21 protein-coding genes and 1 pseudogene are annotated in these 23,090 nt (G+C 66.6%); 9 read left to right on the top strand and 13 right to left on the bottom strand.

Going from position 1 to position 23,090, the window contains the following annotated elements; translation table 11 throughout:
* Positions 1–61: 61 nt before the first annotated feature.
* From G6N15_RS13685 to G6N15_RS13670, 4 genes are read right to left on the bottom strand one after another with little or no spacing between them, the layout of a single operon-like run.
* The gene (locus tag G6N15_RS13685; RefSeq protein WP_163748067.1) at positions 62–973 is read right to left on the bottom strand and encodes a pseudouridine-5'-phosphate glycosidase; all 912 of its coding nucleotides are present in this window, start codon (positions 971–973) and stop codon (positions 62–64) included.
* Positions 970–1,833, bottom strand: a complete 864-nt coding sequence (locus tag G6N15_RS13680) for a pseudouridine synthase (RefSeq protein WP_083087094.1) — start codon at positions 1,831–1,833, stop codon at positions 970–972. The genes G6N15_RS13685 and G6N15_RS13680 overlap by 4 nt, the downstream gene beginning before the upstream one ends.
* Positions 1,830–3,575 carry a glycerol-3-phosphate dehydrogenase/oxidase gene (locus G6N15_RS13675; protein ID WP_083087093.1) on the bottom strand — a complete coding sequence of 582 codons (1,746 nt, stop codon included), beginning with the start codon at positions 3,573–3,575 and terminating at the stop codon, positions 1,830–1,832. Before G6N15_RS13675 ends, G6N15_RS13680 begins: the two co-directional genes overlap by 4 nt.
* 58 nt (positions 3,576–3,633) lie before the next feature.
* Positions 3,634–5,040 carry an NAD(P)H-quinone dehydrogenase gene (locus G6N15_RS13670; RefSeq protein ID WP_083087092.1) on the bottom strand — a complete coding sequence of 469 codons (1,407 nt, stop codon included), beginning with the start codon at positions 5,038–5,040 and terminating at the stop codon, positions 3,634–3,636.
* Positions 5,041–5,104: 64 nt separating this feature from the next.
* Between G6N15_RS13670 and G6N15_RS13665 the strand changes: the two genes are divergently transcribed.
* Positions 5,105–5,578, top strand: coding sequence for a gamma-glutamylcyclotransferase (locus G6N15_RS13665; RefSeq protein WP_083087091.1), 474 nt, complete (start codon positions 5,105–5,107; stop codon positions 5,576–5,578).
* Positions 5,579–5,665: 87 nt separating this feature from the next.
* Here G6N15_RS13665 and G6N15_RS13660 read toward each other — a convergent pair.
* The 3 genes and pseudogenes from G6N15_RS13660 to G6N15_RS13650 all read right to left on the bottom strand — a co-directional run bounded on the left by G6N15_RS13660 (position 5,666) and on the right by G6N15_RS13650 (position 9,089).
* A pseudogene (locus tag G6N15_RS13660) lies at positions 5,666–6,552 on the bottom strand (hypothetical protein).
* A 189-nt stretch (positions 6,553–6,741) separates the two neighbouring features.
* Positions 6,742–7,911 (bottom strand): M20 family metallopeptidase, encoded by a 1,170-nt coding sequence (locus G6N15_RS13655; RefSeq protein WP_083087090.1) that lies wholly within the window; start codon positions 7,909–7,911, stop codon positions 6,742–6,744.
* The gene (locus G6N15_RS13650) at positions 7,908–9,089 is read right to left on the bottom strand and encodes a M20 family metallopeptidase (protein ID WP_083087089.1); all 1,182 of its coding nucleotides are present in this window, start codon (positions 9,087–9,089) and stop codon (positions 7,908–7,910) included. The genes G6N15_RS13655 and G6N15_RS13650 overlap by 4 nt, the downstream gene beginning before the upstream one ends.
* 24 nt (positions 9,090–9,113) lie before the next feature.
* Here G6N15_RS13650 and G6N15_RS13645 point away from each other — a divergent pair, with 24 nt between their 5' ends.
* Positions 9,114–9,920 (top strand): purine-nucleoside phosphorylase, encoded by an 807-nt coding sequence (locus G6N15_RS13645; protein ID WP_083087088.1) that lies wholly within the window; start codon positions 9,114–9,116, stop codon positions 9,918–9,920.
* An 11-nt stretch (positions 9,921–9,931) separates the two neighbouring features.
* A complete protein-coding gene (locus G6N15_RS13640; protein WP_083087087.1) occupies positions 9,932–11,533 on the top strand; it encodes a phospho-sugar mutase in 1,602 nt (533 codons plus the stop codon).
* 1 nt (position 11,534) lies between these two features.
* On the opposite strand, the gene upp is transcribed toward G6N15_RS13640, so the two are convergent.
* On the bottom strand, positions 11,535–12,158 hold the full coding sequence (upp, locus tag G6N15_RS13635) for a uracil phosphoribosyltransferase (RefSeq protein ID WP_083087086.1): 624 nt from the start codon (positions 12,156–12,158) through the stop codon (positions 11,535–11,537).
* 301 nt (positions 12,159–12,459) lie between these two features.
* On the opposite strand from upp, the gene G6N15_RS13630 reads away from it, so the two are divergent.
* The 4 genes from G6N15_RS13630 (at position 12,460) to G6N15_RS13615 (ending at position 17,025) form a co-directional block, all read left to right on the top strand.
* Complete coding sequence (locus tag G6N15_RS13630) at positions 12,460–13,341, top strand: alkaline phosphatase family protein (RefSeq protein ID WP_083087085.1); 882 nt, start codon at positions 12,460–12,462, stop codon at positions 13,339–13,341.
* Positions 13,342–13,467: 126 nt separating this feature from the next.
* The gene (locus tag G6N15_RS13625) at positions 13,468–14,367 is read left to right on the top strand and encodes an alkaline phosphatase family protein (protein WP_083087084.1); all 900 of its coding nucleotides are present in this window, start codon (positions 13,468–13,470) and stop codon (positions 14,365–14,367) included.
* A gap of 69 nt (positions 14,368–14,436) precedes the next feature.
* The gene (gene satS, locus G6N15_RS13620; RefSeq protein WP_083087083.1) at positions 14,437–15,708 is read left to right on the top strand and encodes a protein export chaperone SatS; all 1,272 of its coding nucleotides are present in this window, start codon (positions 14,437–14,439) and stop codon (positions 15,706–15,708) included.
* Between the two features lie 336 nt (positions 15,709–16,044).
* Positions 16,045–17,025, top strand: a complete 981-nt coding sequence (locus G6N15_RS13615) for a VWA domain-containing protein (protein WP_083087082.1) — start codon at positions 16,045–16,047, stop codon at positions 17,023–17,025.
* Between the two features lie 3 nt (positions 17,026–17,028).
* On the opposite strand, the gene G6N15_RS13610 is transcribed toward G6N15_RS13615, so the two are convergent.
* From G6N15_RS13610 to G6N15_RS13600, 3 genes are read right to left on the bottom strand one after another with little or no spacing between them, the layout of a single operon-like run.
* Positions 17,029–18,036: a VWA domain-containing protein gene (locus G6N15_RS13610; RefSeq protein WP_083087081.1), complete on the bottom strand. Its 1,008-nt coding sequence runs from the start codon at positions 18,034–18,036 to the stop codon at positions 17,029–17,031.
* A gap of 54 nt (positions 18,037–18,090) precedes the next feature.
* Complete coding sequence (locus G6N15_RS13605; RefSeq protein ID WP_083087080.1) at positions 18,091–18,903, bottom strand: ABC transporter permease; 813 nt, start codon at positions 18,901–18,903, stop codon at positions 18,091–18,093.
* Complete coding sequence (locus tag G6N15_RS13600; protein WP_139797782.1) at positions 18,900–19,619, bottom strand: ABC transporter ATP-binding protein; 720 nt, start codon at positions 19,617–19,619, stop codon at positions 18,900–18,902. Before G6N15_RS13600 ends, G6N15_RS13605 begins: the two co-directional genes overlap by 4 nt.
* Before the next feature lie 189 nt (positions 19,620–19,808).
* Here G6N15_RS13600 and G6N15_RS13595 point away from each other — a divergent pair, with 189 nt between their 5' ends.
* Together G6N15_RS13595 and hepT are read left to right on the top strand one after the other, a co-directional pair.
* Positions 19,809–20,189, top strand: a complete 381-nt coding sequence (locus G6N15_RS13595; RefSeq protein WP_083087078.1) for a nucleotidyltransferase domain-containing protein — start codon at positions 19,809–19,811, stop codon at positions 20,187–20,189.
* Positions 20,179–20,604, top strand: coding sequence for a type VII toxin-antitoxin system HepT family RNase toxin (gene hepT, locus G6N15_RS13590; protein ID WP_083087077.1), 426 nt, complete (start codon positions 20,179–20,181; stop codon positions 20,602–20,604). The genes G6N15_RS13595 and hepT overlap by 11 nt, the downstream gene beginning before the upstream one ends.
* Positions 20,605–20,716: 112 nt before the next feature.
* Here hepT and G6N15_RS13585 read toward each other — a convergent pair whose 3' ends face one another.
* Complete coding sequence (locus tag G6N15_RS13585) at positions 20,717–21,805, bottom strand: adenosine deaminase (protein ID WP_083087076.1); 1,089 nt, start codon at positions 21,803–21,805, stop codon at positions 20,717–20,719.
* Positions 21,802–23,088 (bottom strand): thymidine phosphorylase, encoded by a 1,287-nt coding sequence (locus G6N15_RS13580; protein ID WP_083087075.1) that lies wholly within the window; start codon positions 23,086–23,088, stop codon positions 21,802–21,804. The genes G6N15_RS13585 and G6N15_RS13580 overlap by 4 nt, the downstream gene beginning before the upstream one ends.
* Positions 23,089–23,090 lie beyond the last annotated feature (2 nt).

The raw sequence follows: 23,090 nt of genomic DNA, 5'->3' as shown, positions 1-23,090 counted from the left end.
CTGCGATTTACCCGGCGTGGCAGCAGACCAACCGTCGGACACGAGACGAAGCGGGCGCCTGTCAGTGGGAGGTCGCGTAGGCGGCGGCGATCTCTGCGGCCAGCCCGGCGTTGTCCGCGATCAGCTGCTGGTTGACTGCGACGCTGCGCCCGTCGGTCAACTCTTCGACCAAGGCCAGGACGGCCGGGGTCACCGCCTGACCGGTGATCCCGGCTTGGTGGACCTGGCTGACCGCCTCGGCGACCACAGGCTCGATGTCGAGCTCGGGCTCCGGTGGGCGGCCCAGCAGCAGCCCGGCGGACCCGGTGAGCTCCCAGTGGATCGACGCCAGCTGTGCCGTCTCGGCGACGGTATCCACGCGTGCGGCTACCGAGGGGCCACCCTGGCTGCAGTAGAAGAGGGGGAGCGTGTCCGTTCGCCAGCCCAGGACCGGCACGTTCAGGGTCTCCAGCAGTTCTGCCGTCGCCGGAACGTCCAGGATGGCCTTGGCGCCGGACGACACCACCACCGCTGGGGTGCGGGCCAGTTGAAGCAGGTCACCTGAGATATCGAGGGTTTCGGCGAACCCGCGGTGCACGCCGCCGATCCCACCTGTGCCCATGAACCGGATGCCGAGCAGGCGGCAGATGGACAGGGTTGCGCCGACGGTGGTTGCGCCGAGCGTCCGCCGGGTCACACAGGCCGCAATGTCGCGCGCACCCGCCTTCTGCGCGTCGGCCCCGGCTTGGGTGAAGCGATCAAGTTCGGCAGCGCTCAGCCCGGCCCGAACGAAGCCGTCCACGATGCCGACCGTGCAGGGCACTGCACCGGCGGCGCGCACGCGCTGCTCCGCCTGCTGCGCGGCGAGCAGTCCACGTCCCTGCGAAAACCCGTGCGAGACCAGCGTGGTCTCCAGCGCGACCACCGGGCGACCCGAGCGCAGCGCGTCGGCGACTTCGTCGGCCACCCGCAGGACGTCTTCCGGCGGCCTCACAGGCCGAGCCCTCGCCGGCTGACAAACCGGCGCCGCAATCCGCTGACCGGGTCGTCGAATTCCAAGCGGTACGCCAACAACTGCAACGGCGTGGTGAAATCATCCGGTGCTACGTCGATGATCCTCGGATACAACGGATCCCCGTGGATCGGTATCACCAGCGACGCCATGTGCACCCGAAGCTGATGGGTGCGGCCGGTTCGCGGCGTCAACCGGTAGAGGCCGGTCGGCGAGACAAGCTCGATCAGCGTCTCGGCGTTCGGCTCACCCGGCTCCTCGATGGCCTGTAACTGCCTGCGCCGCTTGATGATTCGGCTGCGCACCACGCGAGGCAGAACCAGGGCAGGATCGACTGCGGCCCGAGCGAGATAGGTCTTGCGCACCGCACCGCGCGCAAACAGGGTCTGGTATGTGCCGCGCAGCTCGCGGCGGGTCGTGAACAACAGCACCCCGGCGGTCAACCGGTCCAGCCGGTGCGCCGGGCTCAGCTCCGCCAAGCCGAGTTCGCGACGTAACCGCACCAGCGCTGTCTGCGCGACGTGACGGCCCCGCGGCATGGTGGCCAAAAAATGTGGTTTGTCGACCACCACGATGTCGTCGTCTCGGTACAGCACCGGGATGTCGAACGGCACCGGCACTTCGTCGGCCAGGTCGCGATACAGGTACACACAGGCACCCGCCGGCAACACCGTCGTCTCGTCGACCACGACACCGTCAGCGGTAACAACCTGTCCGGCAAGGAGTCTCGCGCCGTCAACCGCTCCGAACCTTGCCGTCAGCTCGGCCAGCACAGGGCCGCCACGCAACCGCAATCGTGCGGGTCCGAGCCCGTCACGCACCGGCAACGGCGCCGGTCTCACGTTAACGGCACCGGTTCCAGAATTTCCGCGCGCGCCTCGGGAGCGGACGCGCGCAGGGCGTCCGCCGACGCGTCGTCGGGCTGGGTTTGCGACAGGATCTCCGCTTCCACCCGCGCGTTGTAGGTCTCGACCTCGCGGTCGATGTCCTCCTGGGTCCATCCCAGTATCGGCGCGACCACTTCAGCCACCTCGCGCGCGCAATCGACGCCGCGGTGCGGGTATTCGATGGAGATCCGCATCCGGCGCGCCAGGATGTCTTCCAGATGCAGCGCGCCCTCCACGGCGGCGGCATAGGCGGCTTCGACCTTGAGGTAGACCGGCGCGGCGCTGATCGGGTTCAGCAGCTCACGGCGACCGTCGGCCATCGCCAGCACCTCGCTGATCAGCGACCCGTAGCGGTCGAGCAGATGGCGCACCCGGTAGGGGTGCAGCCCGTTGAGCGCGCCGACATGTTCGGCCTGGTTGATCAGGGCGAAATAGCCGTCGGCGCCCAGCAGCCGCACCTTCTCGGTGATCGACGGCGCCACCCGTGCTGGAATGTATTGCGCCGCAGTGTCTATCGCGTCGACCGCCATCACCCGATAGGTGGTGTACTTGCCGCCCGCGATGGACACCAAACCCGGAGTGGGCACCGCCACGGCGTGCTCGCGCGACAGCTTGGACGTCTCGTCGCTTTCCCCGGCCAGCAACGGCCGCAGCCCGGCGTAGACGCCGTCGATGTCGTCGTGGGTCAACGGGATGGCCAGCACGGTGTTGACAGTGCTGAGGATGTAGTCGATGTCGGCCCGGGTGGCCGCCGGGTGCGCCAGGTCGAGGTTCCAGTCGGTGTCGGTCGTTCCGATGATCCAGTGGCTGCCCCACGGGATGACGAACATCACCGACTTCTCGGTGCGCAGGATGATCGCGACGTCGCTGACGATTCGATCCCGCGGCACGACGACGTGCACACCCTTGGAGGCTCGTATCTGGAATCGCCCGCGCTGTTTGGATAACGCCTGGATCTCGTCGGTCCAGACCCCCGTCGCGTTGACGACGACGTGACCGCGAACATCGGTGATCGCACCGTCCTCGGAGTCACGCACGCGTACCCCGGTCACCCGGTCGCCCTCGCGCAGCAAGGCGATCACCTGGGTCGAGGACCGCACCACCGCGCCGTAGTGGGCGGCGGTACGGGCAACTGTCAAGGTGTGCCGAGCGTCGTCGACCACGGTGTCGTAGTAACGGATACCGCCGATCAACGAGTTGCGCTTGAGACCAGGACAGAGCCGCAGAGCGCCGGCCCTGGTCAAATGCTTTTGCGGCGGAAGGGATTTGGCGCCGCCGAGCTGGTCGTAGAGCAGCATGCCCATAGCCACGTACGGTCGCTCCCACCAGCGCTTGGTCAGCGGATACAGAAACGGCAGCGGCTTGACCAGATGCGGCGCCAGCGTGGTCAGCGACAGCTCGCGCTCGTAGAGCGCCTCACGCACCAGGCCGAATTCCAGCTGCTCGAGGTAGCGCAGCCCTCCGTGAAACATCTTCGACGAGCGGCTGGACGTACCGGAAGCGAAGTCACGTGCCTCGACCATCGCCACTTTGAGCCCGCGGGTGGCTGCGTCCAGCGCGCACCCCGAGCCGACCACGCCGCCGCCGATGACTACGACGTCGAATTGCTCGGCGCCCAGCCGTTCCCAGGCTGAGGCACGTTGCTCCGGCCCAAGGATGGATGCCGGCCAAAATTGCCCGCTTCCCGGTGCGCTCACGGAACAGCACTCCTCGGTTACTCGTCAGTAGGACGCTGGCTCCCAAGGCTACCTGGACTCAGTCCAAATCGTCGTGCGCCATCAGCCGCCGGGCGGCCTCGGTGATCGAACCGGACAGCGACGGGTAGACGGCCAGCGTCTGCTCCAACTCGTTGACCGTGATCCGGTTTTGCACCGCTACCGCGATCGGCAGGATCAACTCCGATGCGATCGGCGCGACCACTACCCCGCCGATCACCACGCCGGTAGACCGCCGGCAGAAGATCTTGACGAAGCCGTGCCGCAGCCCGGACATCTTGGCCCGGGCGTTGGTCCGCAACGGCAGCATGATGGTCCGCGCCAGGACCGAGCCGTCGTCGATCATCGACTGCGGCACCCCGACGGCGGCGATCTCGGGCCTGGTGAAGACCGTCGCCGCCACGGTGCGCAGCCGGATGGGGCTGACCGCTTCGCCGAGCGCGTGGTACATCGCGATCCGGCCCTGCATGGCGGCGACCGATGCCAACAGCAGCAGGCCGGTGCAGTCGCCGGCGGCGTAGATACCGGGCACCGATGTGCGTGAGACCCGGTCCACGGTCAGGTAGTCGCCGCGCCCGAGCTCGATGCCGACCCGCTCCAAACCCAGCCCACTGGTGTTGGGAACCGAGCCGATCGTCATCAGGGCGTGGCTGCCTTCGACGGTGCGGCCGTCGGTCATGGTGACCAGCACTCCATCGTCGGTGCGGGTAACCGATTGGGCACGTGCGTTTTTCACCAGTTTGACGCCGCGTTCGGCGAACGATTCCTCCAGTACCAGTGCGGCGTCGGCGTCCTCGTACGGCAGCACGCGATCGCGGCTGGCCACCACGGTCACCGTCACCCCGAGTTCGGTGTAGGCGTTGACGAATTCGGCGCCGGTGACACCGGAACCCACCACGATCAGGTGGTCGGGCAGCGAGTCGAGGTCGTAGAGCTGTCGCCAGGTCAGGATCCGCTCGCCGTCAGGCTGGGCGGACGGCATGATCCGCGGGCTGGCACCGGTGGCGATCAGCACGACGTCGGCGTCGTGCACGCTTGTGGTGCCGTCGGGAGCGGTCACCTTGATGCAGTGACGGGCCAGGCCGGGGGTCGCGTCGACCAGCTCGCCGCGTCCCGCGATGACCTCGACACCTACGTTCAGCAGCTGCTGGGTGATGTCAGCGGACTGCGCGGCGGCCAGCGACTTGACGCGCTGGTGGATCTCGGTCAGCGAGATCTTGGCGTCCTCGATGTCGATGTCGAAGCCGAGCTGCGGGGCGCGCCGCAGTTCGGTGCGCACCCCGGTAGAGGCGATGAACGTCTTCGACGGCACGCAGTCGGCCAGCACCGCGGCGCCCCCGATGCCGTCGGAGTCGACGACGGTGACCTGGGCGTCGCGCGCCGCGGCGACCAGCGCCGCCTCGTAGCCGGCCGGGCCTCCGCCGAGGATCACAATGCGGGTCGCCACGGGTTCAACCTAACCAACTTGTCGGATAGGCGCCGCGCGGACGGGCGCCGTTTAAGCTTTCCCCGTGCCGCTCTACGCCGCCTACGGGTCGAACATGGATCCCGAGCAGATGGCTAAGCGTGCACCGCACTCGCCGATGGCGGGGACGGGCTGGCTGCACGGATGGCGGCTGACGTTCGGCGGCGAGGACATCGGCTGGGAGGGGGCACTGGCCACCGTTGTCGAGGATCCGGATTCCAAGGTGTTCGTCGTGCTCTACGACGTGACACCGGCCGACGAGAAGAACCTGGATCGCTGGGAGGGCTCCGAGCTCGGCATCCACAAGAAGATCCGCTGCCGGGTCGAGCGGATATCCTCCGACACCACAACCGATCCCGCCCTCGCGTGGCTGTACGTGGTCGACGCCTGGGAGGGCGGGCTGCCGTCGGCGCATTACCTGGGCGTGATGGCCGACGCCGCAGAGATCGCCGGTGCGCCCGCCGATTACGTGCACGACCTGCGCACCCGCCCCGCGCGAAACATCGGCCCCGGCACGTAGCGAGCACCCACCCTTTGCCGCGAGCGTGCGTGTCTGTACAGCGACACGCCGCGGTTGGACGGCATTCTCCGCGCCCTCGTGAGCGGATCACGCAGCCATGGCGCGCCCGAGCTGGATCTCGATCCGGCGGACCAACTCCCATGGCCGACGTCTGACGTCCTCGGCGACGATCGGCACCGCCACCCAATCCGCGTCTTGGAGCGCAGCTGTGCGCCTACGGTCCCGCAGGAAAGCCTCTGGCCCGCTGTGCCAGTCGACGCCGTCATATTCAGCGGCTACCCGGTACTCAGGCCAGGCGAAGTCGACCCGCCAAACCCGCTGGCCGTTGTCGACTATTTCGTACTGCAACACCGGCGCGGGCAAACCGCCGTCGATCATGACCAACCGGGCTTCGCTTTCCATGGGCGATTCTGCTTTTGGATTAGCCAGTGGAAGCAACCCCCGGACGGCGACGATGCCGCGCCGCCCGGACTGCGCGGCGACCGCTCTGCGCAAGTCGTCGGGGTCGCATGTACCGCTGCGCAAAGCAGCGTCCAGCGTTGCCAATGCGCGAGGTCGACGCAGGCTTCGGGCCACCTCGATCGCCGTCCACGCAGGCGTGGTAGCCGGCCGTCCGGCGACCATGGTCAGCGGTGCGCCCGTCGTCGATGCACGACCAAGCCGTCGGCCGACCGCAGTTGTTGGCGGCGTGGATTGAGCACATGCAAGTCAACAGTTTCCTCGGTGTCGAACCCGTACATAGCGGCTGCGGTGCCCAGGCATGCGGCAACGGGTGTGCCGGTAGCGAGATCCAGCCCGCGCAGCCGTAAACTGGTGTCAACGTCGCCGGCGGCATAGATCCCATACCAAATCTTCTGCAGCCCACCGTGATTCAGTTCTCTTTCCAGGCCGCGACGGGTCAGGAATGTCAGTGCCTGAGCGGACGTGACTACTCCGCCTTGCTCCCCGAGAAGCTGGGTGAGCTGTTGGTTCACGGCGGTAATCGTCGGTTCACCGGAGCCACCGCCGCGTTCACCTCGGATCCGCGATGGCCGATCTGTGCACAAAGCCGGCGCTGTGGATACTCCACGTACGCCGCGAGTGTGCGCAGATCGCCAGCCTCTGCGGCGTGTCGGCGTACAGACACGCACGCTCGCGCTAAGAGGAGCTAAGAGGAGCGGCGGCTAGAAGGCGGCGGCCTGCTCGACGATGTTGACCATGACCCGCACCCCGATCGCCAGCGCCCGCTCGTCGAGATCGAACGTCGGCTGGTGCAGGTCGAGCTGCGGGCCGCGGCCCGACCAGACGCCGAGGCGCGCCATCGCGCCGGGAACTTCCTCCAGATACCAGGAGAAGTCTTCGCCGCCGCCGGACTGGCGGGTGTCGGCCAGCACATCCGGGCCGACGGCTTCGATGGCGTGGGTGAGGATGCGCGTCGAGATCTCCTCGTTGACCACGGGCGGCACCCCACGGTGATATTGCAGCGTGTGCTCGATGCCCAGCGGCGACAGCAGCGCCGACACAGTCTCACGGATGATGCCCTCGAGGCTCTGCCAGGTATCCCGGCTGGCGGTGCGCACAGTGCCCGCCAGCACACCGGTCTGCGGAATCGCATTGGCCGCCGCGCCGGCGTTGACCGCACCCCACACCAAGATGGTGCCCTTGCGGGGGTCGATTCTCCGCGACAGCACACCGGGCACCCCGGTGATCAACGCGCCGAGCCCGTAGACCAGGTCCGCGGTCAGGTGCGGGCGGGACGTATGTCCACCGGGCGAATAGAGGGTGATCTCTAGCCGGTCGGCGGCCGACGTGATCGGACCCTGCTTCACCGCCACCTTGCCGACGGCAAGGCGCGGGTCGCAATGCAACGCGAAAATCCGGGTGACCCCGGTCAGCACTCCGGCCGCGATCGCGTCGATCGCCCCGCCCGGCATCAGCTCTTCGGCGGCCTGGAAGATCAGGCGCACGCCGACAGGCAATTCGGGCGCCGACGCCAACGCCAGCGCGGTGCCGAGCAGGATCGCGGTGTGCGCGTCATGTCCGCAGGCGTGCGCGACGTTGGGCATCGTCGACGAGTACGGGGCTCCGGTGCGCTCGGCCATCGGCAGCGCATCCATGTCGGCGCGCAACGCGATCCTGGGTTCGTGCTCCGGGCCGAAGTCGCAGGTCAAGCCGGTCCCGCCGGGCAGCACCTTGGGGTTGAGCCCGGCGTCGGCCAACCGCTCGGCGACGAACTGGGTGGTGGCGAACTCCTGGCGGCCCAGCTCGGGGTAGCGGTGGATGTGACGCCGCCACTCGACCAGCTCGTCGTGGTGGGCGGCCAGCCAGGACTCGGCGCTATCTATGAGACTCATGACGCCGCCCGCTGCTCACGAGCCGCCAGCACCCGGTCGCGTTGGGCCGGGGTTTCGGCGAGGCGAACTACCGTGCGGGCCAACATGATTGCGCCCTCCACGACTGCGCGGTCGGCGCTGGGCCCGACGGCCGCCTCGGCGAACGCGGCCTGGTGCACGGTGGCCCCGCCGGCGTCGACGCCGATCACCGGGTGAATGCCGGGGAGCACCTGGGTGACGTTGCCCATATCGGTGCTGCCCAACGGCAGGCTTGCCTCGATTTCGACCGGCAGTGGTTCGCGTCCGAGTCGGCGCATCTCGTCCCGGCATGCCTCGGCCAGCCACGGATCCGGCTTCAGCTCCGCGTAGGGCGGTGCCATGTCGTCGATCTCGTGCTCGCAGCCGGTTGCCAGCGCGCCGGCGGCGAAGCAGGACAGCACCCTGCCCCGCAACTCCTGCAGTGACTCGGAGTTGAGCGCCCGCATCGCGTATAGCAGGCTGGCCTGGCCGGGGATGACGTTGACTGCCTGGCCGCCGTCGGTGACGATGCCGTGCACCTGTTGCCCGGGCGCCAGCTGCTGGCGCAGCAGTCCGATGGCAACCTGGGCGACGGTCACGGCGTCGGCCGCGTTGATCCCCAGGTAGGGAGCGACGGCGGCGTGGGATTCCCGGCCCCGATAGCGGACGCTGACCTCTGCCAATGCCAGCGACCGTGCCGCTGCGATGTCCGCCGGCCCCGGATGCAGCATCACCGCGACTGCGACGTCGTCGAACACGCCGGCCTGCAGCATCAGGGCCTTGCCGCCGCCGGACTCCTCGGCCGGGGTGCCCAGCAGCGCGACCGTCAGGCCCAGGTCGTCGGCGACCTCAGCCAGCGCCAACGCGGTGCCCACCGCCGAGGCGGCGATGATGTTGTGCCCGCAGGCGTGCCCGATTCCGGGCAATGCGTCGTATTCGGCGCAGATTCCGACGACAAGTTGGCCACTGCCGAAGTCGGCGCGAAACGCCGTGTCCAAACCTCCGGCGCTTGCGGTGATCTCAAATCCTCGTTCTGCGACCAGTTTCTGTGTTTTGGCGCAGCTGCTGTGCTCGTTGAATGCCAGCTCCGGCTCGGCGTGGATCGCGTGGGAGAGCTCGACGATATCGCCGCCACGACGGCGCACCGCATCTTCGACGGCATCCAATGCGGTGGTGGGCATGCTCGCAGTCTAAGCTCGGCCGCTGTGACCGATGGTCCGCCCGATCCGGATGCACTGGCGAAGCGGGCGGCGCAGGTCATCGCCGAGCGCACCGGTGTCGCCGCGCACGACGTGGCGATCGTGCTGGGGTCGGGGTGGGCGCCGGCCGTCGCGGCGCTGGGCTCGGCAACCGCGGTGCTGCCCATGGCGGAGCTGCCCGGGTTCAGCCCGCCCACCGCCGTCGGGCACACCGGCCAGCTGCTGTCGATGCGCATCGGTAGCCACCGGGTGCTGGTGTTGGCCGGCCGCATCCATGCCTACGAAGGCCATGACCTGCTGCACGTGGTCCACCCGGTGCGCACCGCCTGCGCGGCCGGGGTCCACACGATCGTGCTCACCAATGCCGCCGGCGGGCTGCGCCCCGATATGCAGGTCGGCCAGCCGGTGCTGATCAGTGACCATCTGAACCTCACCGCGCGCTCGCCGCTGGTTGGGCCGCAGTTCGTCGACCTGGTCGACGCCTACGCGCCGCAGCTGCGGGAGCTGGCCCGCCAGGTCGACCCGACCTTGACGGAGGGCGTGTATGCGGGCCTGCCGGGGCCGCACTACGAAACGCCGGCCGAAATCCGGATGCTGCACATCCTGGGTGCCGACTTGGTGGGCATGTCGACGGTGCACGAGACGATCGCGGCCCGCGCAGCCGGGGCGCAGGTGCTGGGGGTATCGCTGGTGACCAATCTGGCAGCGGGCATCACCGGCGCCCCGCTCAGCCACGTCGAGGTGGTGGAGGCCGGGGCTGCCTCGGCGGCCCGGATGGGTTCGCTGCTGGCCGGCGTGGTGGCCCGGCTCTGACGGGAGCGCTGGTGACGCCCGAGGAGTGGATCGCACACGACCCCGATCCGGTGACGGCCGCCGAGCTGGCCGCCTATGAGCCCGGCGAGCTCGCTGCGCGGTTCGCCCGGCCGTTGAGGTTCGGCACGGCGGGTCTGCGGGGGCCGCTGCGCGGCGGACCGGACGCGATGAACCTGGCCGTGGTGCTGCGTGCGACATGGGCGGTGGCACAGGTGCTCAAAGAGCGTGGGGTGGCCGGCTCGCGGGTGATCCTCGGCCGCGATGCGCGGCATGGTTCAGCGCTCTTCGCTGTTGCTGCGGCTGAAGTCTTTGCTGCTGAGGGCTTTTCGGTAACGCTGTTTCCCGGCCCAGTGCCCACGCCAGTGGTCGCGTTCACCGTGCGACACAGCGGCGCGGCGGCTGGAGTACAGGTCACCGCGTCACACAATCCGCCGGGCGACAACGGGTACAAGGTGTACGGCGACGGCGGCCTTCAAATCGTCTCACCTACCGATTCCGCGATCGAATCCGCGATGGCCGCTGCTCCGTTCGCCGACCAGATCGCCAGAGCCCCAGTCGAACCCATCGACGACGCCATGGTTGACCGCTATATCGAGCGCACAGCCTGCCTGCGGCGCTCGTCAGGATCGGTGCGAGTGGCTTTGACACCGTTACACGGCGTCGGCGGCGCGGTCGCCGTCGAAACGCTGCACCGCGCCGGTTTCGGTGAAGTGCACACTGTCGGCGTGCAATACGCGCCGGACCCCAACTTTCCCACGGTCGCGTTTCCTAATCCCGAGGAGCCGGGCGCGACCGACGAGCTGTTGCGCCTGGCCGAGGACGTCGACGCCGATATCGCGATCGCGTTGGACCCTGACGCGGATCGCTGCGCGGTCGGTATACCCACGCCAGCGGGTTGGCGGATGCTGTCAGGTGACGAGACCGGTTGGCTACTCGGCGACTACATTTTGTCGCATACCGAATCTCCGCAGACTGCCGTGGTGGCCAGCACGGTGGTGTCGTCGCGGATGCTGGCGGCGATCGCCGCGCACTACGGCGCGCGCCACGTCGAAACGCTGACCGGGTTCAAATGGCTGGCGCGCGCCGACGCCGAGATGCCCGGGTTCAGGCTGGTCTACGCGTACGAAGAGGCAATCGGGCATTGCGTCGACCCTGCGGCCGTGCGCGACAAGGACGGCATCAGCGCGGCCGTGCTGGCCTGCGATCTGGTGGCGGCGCTCAAAGCGCAAGACCGTTCGGTGCTTGACGCGCTCGACGAGCTTGCCCGTCGTCATGGGGTCCACATGGGCGCGGCGGTGTCGCGCCCAGTGGCCGGGCCCGACGAAGCAGCCGGCGTCATGCAGCGACTGCGCACGAACCCGCCAAGCCACTTGGCTGGATTGACTGCTGCGACAACGGATTTAGTGCAGGCAGACAACACAACTGATGCACTGGTCTTCTTCGGCGCCGACGCCGACGTGTGGGCCCGGGTCGTGGTGCGACCGTCCGGCACGGAGCCCAAGTTGAAGTTCTACGTCGAGGCGGGCTGCCCGGCGGGCGAAGATCTTCAACGTGGTCGTGAGCGCGTGGGCACGCTGCGTGACGAACTCGTCGCCTCGGTGCAGCGCTGGTAGCTCAGCGTGGCCCGAACTGGCGATCACCCGCATCGCCGAGACCGGGGACAATGTAGGCGATTTCGTTGAGCCGTTCGTCGATGGCCGCCGTGTAGAGGCGCACGTTGGGTGCCGCATTCTCCAGCGCCGCCAAGCCTTCTGGTGCAGCGACGACGCAGAGCACGGTGATGTCTGTTGCACCGCGGCGCAGTAGCAAGCCGATGGTGTGGGCCATTGAGCCGCCGGTTGCCAGCATGGGGTCGAGCACGATCACCGGCTGGGCGCTCAGCTCGTCGGGCAGCGACTCCAGATATGGCACCGGCCGGTGGGTTTCCTCGTCCCGAACGACGCCGACGAATCCCACCCGGGCCTCGGGTATCAGCGCGTGAGCTTGATCGACCATGCCCAGACCAGCTCGCAGTACCGGCACCAGAAGCGGTGGTTTGGCAAGCCGCACCCCGGTGGCCTCGGCGAGCGGGGTGCGCACGTGGACCGTTTCGCTGGGCGCGTCGCGGGTGGCCTCGTAGACCAGCATCAGCGTCAAGTCGCGCAGCGCAGCACGGAACGCGGCGTTGTCGGTGCGTTCGTCGCGCAATGCAGTGAGCCGGGCGGCGGCCAGCGGATGGTCAATCACGTGCACTTCCACAAATGTTGACCCTAGCTGGGCGGCCACCGCGTCGAAATGGCCGGCAGAAATGCTCAGTTATTCACTTGCCTGGGTTGTGTGGCTGCCGGTGTAGCAAATGCAAAGGAAAACGCGCGCGGCGATTCGCGGGTCAGCTTCGTCACCGTGCATAAATGCGCTAGCAGCTGGATCGTCGGTTGATCTTGAAATACCTTCTCGCCTTTCATGATTTATGAAGTTGACACGCCGACCGCCATTAAGCGGGATGGTCAAACCGGTTCCTATACTTCCCGGCATGATTGGTCCCGGATCGCGTAAATCCATGGGATATCGAATCGCCGGACTGTGCGGCGCGTCGGCGTTCGTCGGCGCGCTGCTTCTCTTTGTGCCAGCGCACGTCGGCAAAGTGGCGCCGCCCGTGGACATCGCGGCGGCCACGATACCGACTCCCGCCCACGTCGTAATCGTGATGGAGGAAAACCACGACCCCGACGACGTCATCGGCAACACGTCGGCTCCGTACATCAACGCGCTGGCCACCAATGGCGCATATATGAGGCGAGCCTTCGCCGAAGCACACCCGAGCGAGCCGAACTACATGGCGTTATTCGCCGGGCGCACGTTCGACCTGATATGGGATTTCTGCCCGGTCAACGAAGGCAACACACCCAATCTGGGCGCTGAATTGCTTGCCGCCGGACTCACCTTCACTGGTTTCGCCGAAGACCTGCCAGCCGTGGGCTCAACCGTCTGTACATCGGGCAACTACGACCGCGCCCATGCGCCGTGGGTCAACTTCAGCAATGTTCCGGCATCCGACTCCGTGCCGTTCTCGGCATTTCCCGCCCCGGCCAATTACGCCAGCCTGCCGACGGTCTCGTTCGTCATACCCAACCTCGTTCACGACATGCACAGCGGCACGGTCGCTCAAGCCGATAGTTGGTTGCAGCAAAATCTGTCGTCGTACGCCGAATGGGCAAAGGCCAACAACAGCCTGCTCATCGTGGTGTGGGACGAGAGCAACGACTACTTCTTCCCCAACCGCATTCCGATGATCTTCTACGGCGCGAACGTCAAGCCCGGAACTTACGACGAGCAAATAAACCACTACAACCTGTTGTCGACCCTCGAGCAGATGTACGGGCTACCCAAGACGGGAAACGCGGCGAACGCTACTGCAATCACCGACATTTGGGGCAGCTAGCCGCTCGGTCGCATCAGGAGTCAACCCCCGACGCTCATCACGAGCTCCCGGATGCGATCAATTTCCATGCCGCTCACGGGCGCGTCCATACCCGGCGGCATGCTATAGCGAACTTATACTCGCCGCATGCGGCGCCGACCATGGCGAAAAGGCAAGGGACAAACAGTCTCGCTGTTCGGCATTTTGGCCGTCTTCGCCGCGGCCACATCATTACCCGCGCATTTAACCGGCACAGCGGCTCCGGTGAACTATGCGGCGGCAGCCATCCCGACTCCGGCGCACGTAGTGATCGTGGTCGAAGAGAACCGCTCGCAAGCCAACATCATCGGCAACAAGTCGGCGCCATTTCTGAACTCCCTTGTCGCCAACGGCGCAACGATGACGCAATCCTTCGCCGAAACGCACCCGAGCGAGCCCAACTACTTGGCGCTGTTCGCCGGCAACATGTTCGGATTGAAGGAAAACCGGTGCCCGGTCAATGCCGGCGCCGCGCCCAACCTCGGTTCTGAATTACTTGCCGCCGGCTACACCTTCGCCGGTTTCGCCGAAGACCTACCCGCTGTGGGCTCGCCGGCCTGCAGCGCAGGCAAATACGCCCGCAAGCATGTGCCCTGGGTCGATTTCAGCAACATCCCGCCGAACTACTCGCTGCCGTTCTCGGCGTTTCCCGCACCCTCGAATTACGCTAGTCTGCCGACGGTTTCGTTCGTCATTCCCAATCTCGACAACGACATGCACGACGGTTCGGTCGCTCAAGGCGACACGTGGCTGTACCAGAACCTATCCCCGTACGCCGCCTGGGCGAAGACCAACAACAGCCTGCTCATCGTGACCTGGGACGAAGACGACAACACCGCACGTAACCAGATCCCGACGATCATCTACGGAGCCAACGTCAAACCCGGCGCCTACCCCGAACCGATCAGCCACTACAGCGTGTTATCGACGCTCGAGCAGATGTACGGGCTGCCCAAAACCGGCTACGCTGCGAACGCTCCTGCCATCACTGATATCTGGGGAGCCTAAGGCCGGCCCGCGTCGCCCCGGTCGGCCCTCGGTCGGGCCGGACGGGCACTCGTCGTTATCCTGTGCCGCATGGCTGCTGAGCTGGTACCTATCCGACTAAGCCTGACCGTTGGCGACCGCTACACGCTGTGGGCGCCGCGCTGGCGCGACGCCGGGGACGAGTGGGAGGCGTTTCTCGGTAAGGACGAGGACCTCTACGGGTTCGAAACCGTCGCCGACCTGGCGGCCTTCGTCCGCACCGACACCGACAACGATCTGGTCGACCACCCGGCATGGAAAGACCTCACTCAGGCCAACGCCCACAAACTGAATCCGGCCGGTGACAAACAATTCGACCTGGTCACCGTTGAGGAACTCGTCGCCGAAAAGCCGACCGAAGAGTCGGTCAACTCCCTGGCGGCCACGCTCACGATCGTGTCGTCAATCGGTTCGGTCTGCGAATTGCCGGCAGTCAGCAAGTTCTTCAACGGCAACCCGACTCTGGGCACGCTGGCCGGCGGAATCGAGCACTTCAGCGGCAAAGCCGGGCTCAAACGCTGGAATGCGATCGCCGAGATCATCGGGCGAGGCTGGGACGACGTTCTGGCCGCAATCGACGAGATTGTGCGCACCCCGGATGTCGATGCCGCGGCCTCCGGGCGGGCCGCCGCCGAGTTGGCCGAACCTCCCGAGGATGACGACGAGGAAACCGTCAGCGACGAGGAGGAGACGGCGGTAGACGCCGGCGTCAGCGAGGAGAGCGAGGACGCGGAGGAGGCACCTGCTAGTGCCGAGGGTGTGGTGCTGGGTAGCGACGAGGACTTCTGGTTGAAGGTCGGCATCGACCCGATCCAGATCATGACCGGCGCCGGCACGTTCTATACGCTGCGCTGCTATTTCGACGACCGCCCGATCTTTCTGGGGCGCAACGGGCGCATCAGCGTCTTCAGCTCGGAGCGGGCACTGGCCCGCTATCTCGCCGACGAGCACGACCACGACCTGTCCGACCTGAGCACCTACGACGACATCCGCACCGCGGCCACCGACGGCTCGCTGGTCGTCGATATCACCGACGACAACGTCTACGTCTTGACGGGCCTGGCCGACGATCTGGCAGACGGACCCGATGCGTTGGACCGCGAGCAGCTCGACTTGGCCGTTGAGCTGCTTCGCGACGTCGGCGACTACGCCGAGGACAACACCGTCGACAAGGCTCTCGCTACCGACCGGCCGCTGGGCAAGCTGGTGGCGTATGTGCTCGAACCGGACTCGGTGGGCAAGCCCACGGCCCCGTATGCGCAGGCGGTAAGGGAGTGGGAGCAGCTGGAGCGGTTCGTGGAGTCGCGGCTAAGGCGCGAGTAGCGCCGCGAGCCGGCGACGACATTGAGCGTGAGCGTCGCGGCTAAGGCGCGAGTAGCGCCGCGAGCCGGCGACGATATCCGGAGCGCAGCGCAATCACCTAGGGCGACAAGGTAATTCGACTGCAAGCGCCCGTCGCGCCAGCGGCGAGTTTAGTCACTCGGCTCGGCTATATCCACATGCTTGCGGTTAACGTTCTGTGTCTATTTGAGCGTTTGACGGGCAATCCAGATTGCTTTTTACTGACCGCAGCGTTCGCAGGCGTCCCACATGGGCGCCCAGAGGTGGAGGTGCTCCGGTGGCGCTCAGAGGCGACCTGCTGCCCGATTGGCACGCTGCATGACACTGCCTGGCATTGGTCCACTACCGCTATCCGGGTTTCAACGCCCCGAGATGTTGCTGTTTGGCTTGGTGCCGCTTGCCCTGCTCGTCGTTTATCTCGTCGTCCAGGCGCGACGCCGACAGCGGCTGCGCCGGTTCACCGAGGCGAGCGTGCCACAGTCCTTCTGGCAGCACATTCCCATAGGGGTCGCGCTTGTCTGTCTGGCCCTGTTGACGGTGGCCCTGGCTACCCCCAGCCAGAGCATCCGAATACCCCGCAACCGCGCCGTCATCATGCTGGTGATCGACGTGTCGCAGTCCATGCGCGCAACCGATGTTCCGCCCGATCGCCTGAAGGCTGCCGAGCAGGCGGCCGGACAGTTCGCCAGTCAGTTGACGCCTGGCATCAACCTCGGCCTCGTCGCGTTCGCAGGGACGCCGTATCTCCTGGTGCCCCCGAGCGTGGACCATCAAACCACTCTGGACGCGCTGAACCATCTTCAGTTCGCCGACAGTACGGCGACCGGTGAGGCGATCTTCACGGCATTGCGTGCGATCGCGACCACAGCCTTGGTCGGCGGCGGTGGCCCGCCACCGGCCCGCATCGTGCTTCTTTCGGATGGCGGTGAGAACAAGCCGGGCGATCCGAACGATCCCCGCGGGGCCTACACGGCAGCGCGGCTCGCCAAGGATCACGGGGTGCCCATCTCCACGATCTCGTTCGGGACGAAAGGCGGCTCCATCGAGCTGGACGGGCAGCGCATGTCTGTCCCGGTCGAAACCGACCAGATGACGACGATTGCTCGGCTGTCGGGAGGGCAGACCTATACCGCCACCAACCTCAGCGAGCTCAATCGAAGTTACGACGCCATCCAGCAGGAAATCGGGTATCGCACGGTGCCGGGCCCAGCCACTGCCGGCTGGCTGCGCCTCGCGGTCATCACCGCCACGATCGCCACCGTGTTGGCGGTCCTGATCAACCGGCGGGTGCCCGCCTGATCCTCACGCCGGAATCCTGCGGTTCAACAGCAGCCCCGCCAGGACCGCGCCGGCCATGACGACAGCGCCCAGCAGGATCCACCCGGCGCTGGCGTCGCCACGCACGGTTTGAAAGCCGATCTGCTGCTGCAGCGTCGAGTAGACGTTCTCAAGCGCGTCCAGGCTGTCCGCGTGGAACGCTTGACCGCCTGTGATCCGACAGATCTGCTGCAGGGTTTGGTCGTCCACGGGAACCGGCAAGGTGGCGCCCTCGTAGACAACGGTGCCGTTGGGTGTGCCGAAGGAAATCGTGGAGATCTGCACGCCTTGCGCTTTCGCCGCTCGGGCGGCAGTGAAGGCGCCCTGCGGGTCGTTGGGGTTCATCGGTACGTTTTCGGCGCCGTCGGATTCCAGGACGATGCGCGCGGGCGGTGGGCCGGGGCCGCCGCCCATTACCGCGCCGACCGTGGCGATCGCCTGCAGCGCGGTGAAAATACCTTCTCCAGTAGCGGTTCTCGGCGCTGGCCGCAGGCCGTCGATCGCCGCCTTCACCGCGCCGCGGTCAGTTGTCGGAGCAACCAACAGCGTTGCAGTGGCTGCGAACTCCACCAAGCCGAGATTGATGCCCGGCGTCAACTCGTCAGTGAATTGCTTACCCGCGACCTGTGCGGCGGCCAGCCGACTCGGCGCGACATCGGTGGCAGCCATCGATTCGGAAACATCGATGACCAACATCACCACGGCACGGTTGAGCGGAACCCGGATGTCGTGAGTGGGCCCCGCCATCGCCGTCGTCAACAGCACCAACGATGTGGCCAGCAGCGCGGTCGGCACATGGCGCAAGCGACTCGGACGGCGGGGCGCGACGCTCTCCAACAGCTCCATGTTGGCAAATCGCAAAACCCGCCGACGACGGATCAAACGTCCTGCGACATAAAGCGCGACGAGTAACGGCACAACGAGCAGGAACAAGAAGAACCAGGCGTCTTGGAAGCCCGACAGTGTCAGCGGACCCAATAGCGGCAGCGTCATCGCCGTCAAGTACAAACGCGCATCGCTCGGCCGTCAAACGGTGGCGGCCCGGCGTCAGGCTTTGGCTGTTGTGCGCCGGCGATCCCGAGTTTCCGGACGACGGGCCAGTGGCAGCAGCCGATGGTCGCGGGTGAACACGCGACGCACCAGGCCGAGCGCAACCACGACCGTGGTCACCGCGACCGAGCCCAAGATCAAAAACATCACTACCGCCTGCACGAGCACAGCCTGCACCGGCGAAACCCCCGCAAGGATGAGCCCGGTCATCGCGCCTGGCAAGAACACCAGCCCGGTGGCTTTGGTGGTTTCGATCTGCGGAGAGACGGCCGACCGCAACGCCGTTCGCAGGTAGGGGGCGGCCGCCTGACGGTAGGGCTGACCGAGGGCCAGCCGCGCTTCGACCTCGTCGCGTTTGTCGCGAAGTTCGTCGACCAGACGGCGAGCCACCAAGACGGTGGCTGTCATCGAGTTGCCGATCATCATCCCGGCGATCGGCACCAGCGTGCGGGGCTGCAGTGGGAACACCCGCAGCCCGAATATCACTCCAAGCGTCACCACCGCCGCAGTGGCGAACGCGATGATGGCCAGCGGCGCCAGCCGCGGCACTTCTGGGGCCCGCCTGCGTGCGACGTCCCCCGCGTAGGCGACCATGCCCGCCGTCCACGCCCACGACCACCACAGCGAGCGACCCGGCTCGAACAGCAGCGCTAACGCGCTGCCCACGAGCAGCAACTGGACCAGCGCGCGGATGGCCGCCCACACCACCTGGCGCTCCAGCCCGAGGCGCTGCCACAGCGAGATGGCCGCCGCGAATCCGACTAACGCCAACGACGTCGCCAGACCAACCCATCCGACTTGACCGTTCACCGCATCACCTCCCCGTCTTCCGGCTTGGACGCCGCCGGTTGGATGCCTGTGCAGCGGCCTTTGTCGATATGGACGACTCTGTCGGCAATGCGCTCGGTCTGTGCCGAGTCGTGGGTGACCCACAGGGCCGGAATTCCCTCGTCGGCAAGGTCACGTACCGCCTGTTCGATCACCCTCGCGGCGGCGGCGTCGACCGCAGAGGTGGGTTCGTCGAGCAGCAGCACCTGCGGTTGGGCGGTGAGTGTGCGGGCCAGGCACATCCGTTGCGCCTCACCGCCGGACAGCGCGGTCGCGTCGCGGTCCAGCCATGATCCGGTCAGCGCTACCCGCGTCAACGTTTCGGTTATCTGAGCATCGGACGCGTTCGGGTCGGCGGCCCGTAGGTTGTCGGCGACGGTGCCGGGAAACGGGGTTGGACGCTGGAAACACATCCCGACCTGGCGTCGTAACCACAGCGGGTCTATTCCGGCAATATCGTTGCTGCGGAAGAGGACTCGGCCGCTGGTCGGCACCTCCAGTCGATTGCACAGTCGCAGCAATGTCGACTTGCCCGAACCTGATGGGCCGAACACCACCGTCACGCCCTGCCCTGGGATAGCCGCGGTGAATCGGTCCAGTGCGCGCACCCCTTTGCGCTCCACCACGACGTCGGAGAACTCGAATACCGCGTCCACATTCACCACTGCGCCTCCTGACCTGGGATCTGCAGCCGGCATTGACGATATCGACATCCCAGGCCTTTAGTCGGTCGCGGCGGTCTCGGGACGGATGTAGGAAGTTGGAGATGCTGATGTGGCCGCTGTGGCTGTTGGCTCGCTGAGCCGGCCGAGCGGAGCCGTGCCTGGATCGCCTCGTTGAGGTGTCGGCCGCCGTTTGCCCCGCTTCGTGATGAGAGAATTTCATACATGACAGAGGTCGCCGCACGAACCGCCGAAGCCATCGAGGCATTGCGGAATCATGGAGCCTTGTTCGCATACTTGCACGGCAGTCGAGCCACACATACTGCGCGCGAAACGTCCGATATCGATATCGCCGCGTACTTCGGCGGACGACGGCCGCAGGGATTCGACATTCTGTTACCGCCGGGCGTTGACTTGCTTGTGCTAGATGACGCTCCCCTCGAACTTGCCGGTCGAGTTGCCTTATTCGGGTCGCTGCTCTTCGAAACAGATCTCCGTGCCAGGGTGGTGTGGGAAGCGACGACACGCAAGATCTACCTCGACGAACTGCCACGAATTAACCGGGCTCACCGGGAATTCGCGGAAGCGGTGCGCCGTGGTCGATGAGGCTCGTGTCCTCCGACTGCTGCGTGGTATCACCGACGACCTGGAGTTTCTGCGTCGGGAATCCGCGGCCGAGCTGGCCCGCCGCGCCGACCCGATCTGGCTGCGGGGCGTCAAGTACACGTTCATCACGGCAATCGAAGCCTGCATCGACATCGCGCAGCATATTTGCTCGGCGCAAGGTTGGGGACCTCCAGCCGACAACGGCGATGCGATGCGGCTGCTGGGGAGTCACACAGTACTTACCGCCGATCTAGCCGATGCGATGCGCAAGGCCGTTGGATTTCGCAATGTCCTTGTACACGAGTACATCACGGTTTCGGACGACATCGTCACCGCCCGGCTCGAAAACCTCGGGGATATCGAACGATTCGTTGAGTCCATAGCAGCATTTGTTGCCGAGCCCACCAAACCCTAGCAGCGACGCCCTGTTGGAAGTGCTATCGCATGCGCTATCGCTTTGAGTGCGGGTGTCCGACTTCTGAAGTCCGATGTGGCTGATGCGGCTAGTGGGGTGCCATTGGCCACACCTATCCGATCAGGACCGCGTAGCGCGGCTTGATGATCTCGTCGATGATCGCCAGCCGCTCGTCGAAGCCGATGAACGCCGACTTCATCGCATTGATGGTGAACCGTTCCAGGTCGGTCCATCCGTAGCCGAATGCTTCTGCCAGCCGGTGCATTTCGCTGCTCATCGAAGTGTCGCTCATCAACCGGTTGTCGGTGTTGATGGTGACCCTGAACCGCGCCCGGGCCAGCAGATCGAACGGATGCTCGGTGATGCTGTCGACGACACCGGAATGCACATTGGAGCTGGGGCAGAGCTCCAGCGGAATTCGCTTGTCCCGCAAGATCGCAGCCAGCCGACCAAGCCGTACCGTGCCGTCGTCGTCGATGTGGATGTCGTCGACGATCCGGACCCCGTGGCCCAGCCGGTCGGCACCGCAGAAGGCGATCGCCTCGTGGATGGACGGCAACCCGAATGCCTCGCCGGCATGAATGGTGAAGCGAGCGTTGTGATCTCTCATGTACTCGAAGGCGTCCAGATGCCGGGCCGGAGGGTAGCCGGCCTCCGCGCCGGCGATGTCGAAACCAACCACGCCTTTGTCGCGGAACCTGATCGCCAGCTCGGCGATCTCTCGGGACAGCGCGGCGTGGCGCATCGCGGTGACCAGGCAGCGCACCGTGATCGTGCGGCCCTCAGCGGCTGCGGCCTTCTCGCCGTCGGCAAAACCGGCCAGCACCGCGTCGACCACTTCGTCGAACGACAGCCCACGATTGATGTGCAGCTCGGGAGCGAACCGCACCTCGGCGTACACCACGTTGTCGGCGGCCAAATCCTCCACGCACTCATAGGCCACCCGGTGCAGCGCTTCGGGGGTCTGCATCACCGCGACGGTGTGCGCAAACGGCTCGAGGTAGCGTTCCAGCGAGCCGCTGTAGGACCGGGTGTGAAACCACCGTCCCAGCTCGTCGATATCTGTGGCAGGCAGGTCGTCGTAGCCGATCTGGCCGGCGATGTCGAGCACGGTAGCCGGGCGCAGACCGCCGTCGAGGTGGTCGTGGAGCAGCGCCTTCGGCGCCTTGCTGATCATGTCCAGGGTCAGCGGTGTCGTCATGGTGTGATCCGATCAATGACCAGGGGCCGTTGGGGCGGCGGCGTGTCGGCGACGCTCCAGCCGCCGTCCAGCTCGGCCATGGCGGCGCCGAAGCGTTCCGGGGTGTCGGTGTATAGCGTGAACAGCGGCTCGCCGGCCGCGACCGGTTCGCCGGGCCGGCGGTGGATCCGGAGGCCGGCGCCGGGTTGCACCCGTTCGCCCGGGCGGGTCCTGCCCGCGCCGAGTCGCCACACCGTCATCCCTATCGCCATCGCGTCGATGTCGCCCATTGTGCCGCCCCGGTCGGCCGTCACGGTCTCCGAACACGCGCCCACAGGCAAGGGCGCCGCCAAGTCGCCGCCTTGTGCGGCGACCAGCGCGCGGAATCGATCCATCGCGGTACCGTCACGCAAGGTGGTTGCCGGATCGCGTGCGTCAAGCCCCGCGAGCTCGAGCATCTCGCTGGCCAGCGCGACGGTCAGCTGCACCACGTCGGGCGGTCCGCCGCCGGCCAACACGTCCAGGGCTTCGGCGACTTCCAGCGCGTTGCCGACGGCGGTGCCCAGCGGGCGGTTCATGTCGGTCAGCAGCGCATGGGTGGGCGTCTCGTGCGCTGCACCCAAGTGCACCATGGTCCGCGCCAACTCACGGCACAACGGTTCGGACTTCAGCAGCGCGCCGGAGCCCACCTTGACGTCGAGCACCAGTGCACTGGCGCCTTCGGCCAGCTTCTTGCTCATCACCGAGCTGGCGATCAGTGCAAGCGACTCAACCGTGCCGGTGATGTCGCGCAGCGCGTAGAGCTTGGCGTCGGCCGGCGCCAACCGGCCGGCGGCGAAGATGGCCGCGCCGACCTCGCGGAGCTGTTCGCGCACCTGGCCGCTGGGCAGGTCCGCAGTGAACCCGGCGATGGATTCCAGCTTGTCTAGGGTGCCGCCGGTGTGCCCGAGTCCGCGCCCGGAGGCCTGCGGCACCGCGGCCCCGCATGCGGCGACGACGGCCACCAGCGGCAGCGTGATCTTGTCCCCGACTCCGCCGGTGGAGTGCTTGTCCACGGTCGGCTTGCTGAGATCGCTGAAGTCGAGCCGCTCGCCGGAGGCCAGCATCGCCGCGGTCCACCGTGCGGTCTCGGCGTGGTCCATGCCGCGCAGGTAGATCGCCATCAGCAGCGCCGCCATCTGCTCCTCGGCGATCCGCCCGTGGGTGTAGGCATCGACGACCCAGTCGATGGCGGCGTCGGAGAGCCGGCCGCCGTCGCGCTTGGTCTTGATCACCGTGGGCGGGTCGAATGTGAAGCGGCTCACGG

The organism is Mycobacterium noviomagense (assembly GCF_010731635.1).
GTDB classification, from domain to species: domain Bacteria; phylum Actinomycetota; class Actinomycetes; order Mycobacteriales; family Mycobacteriaceae; genus Mycobacterium; species Mycobacterium noviomagense.
This window is presented reverse-complemented; position numbering and strand designations above follow the sequence as displayed.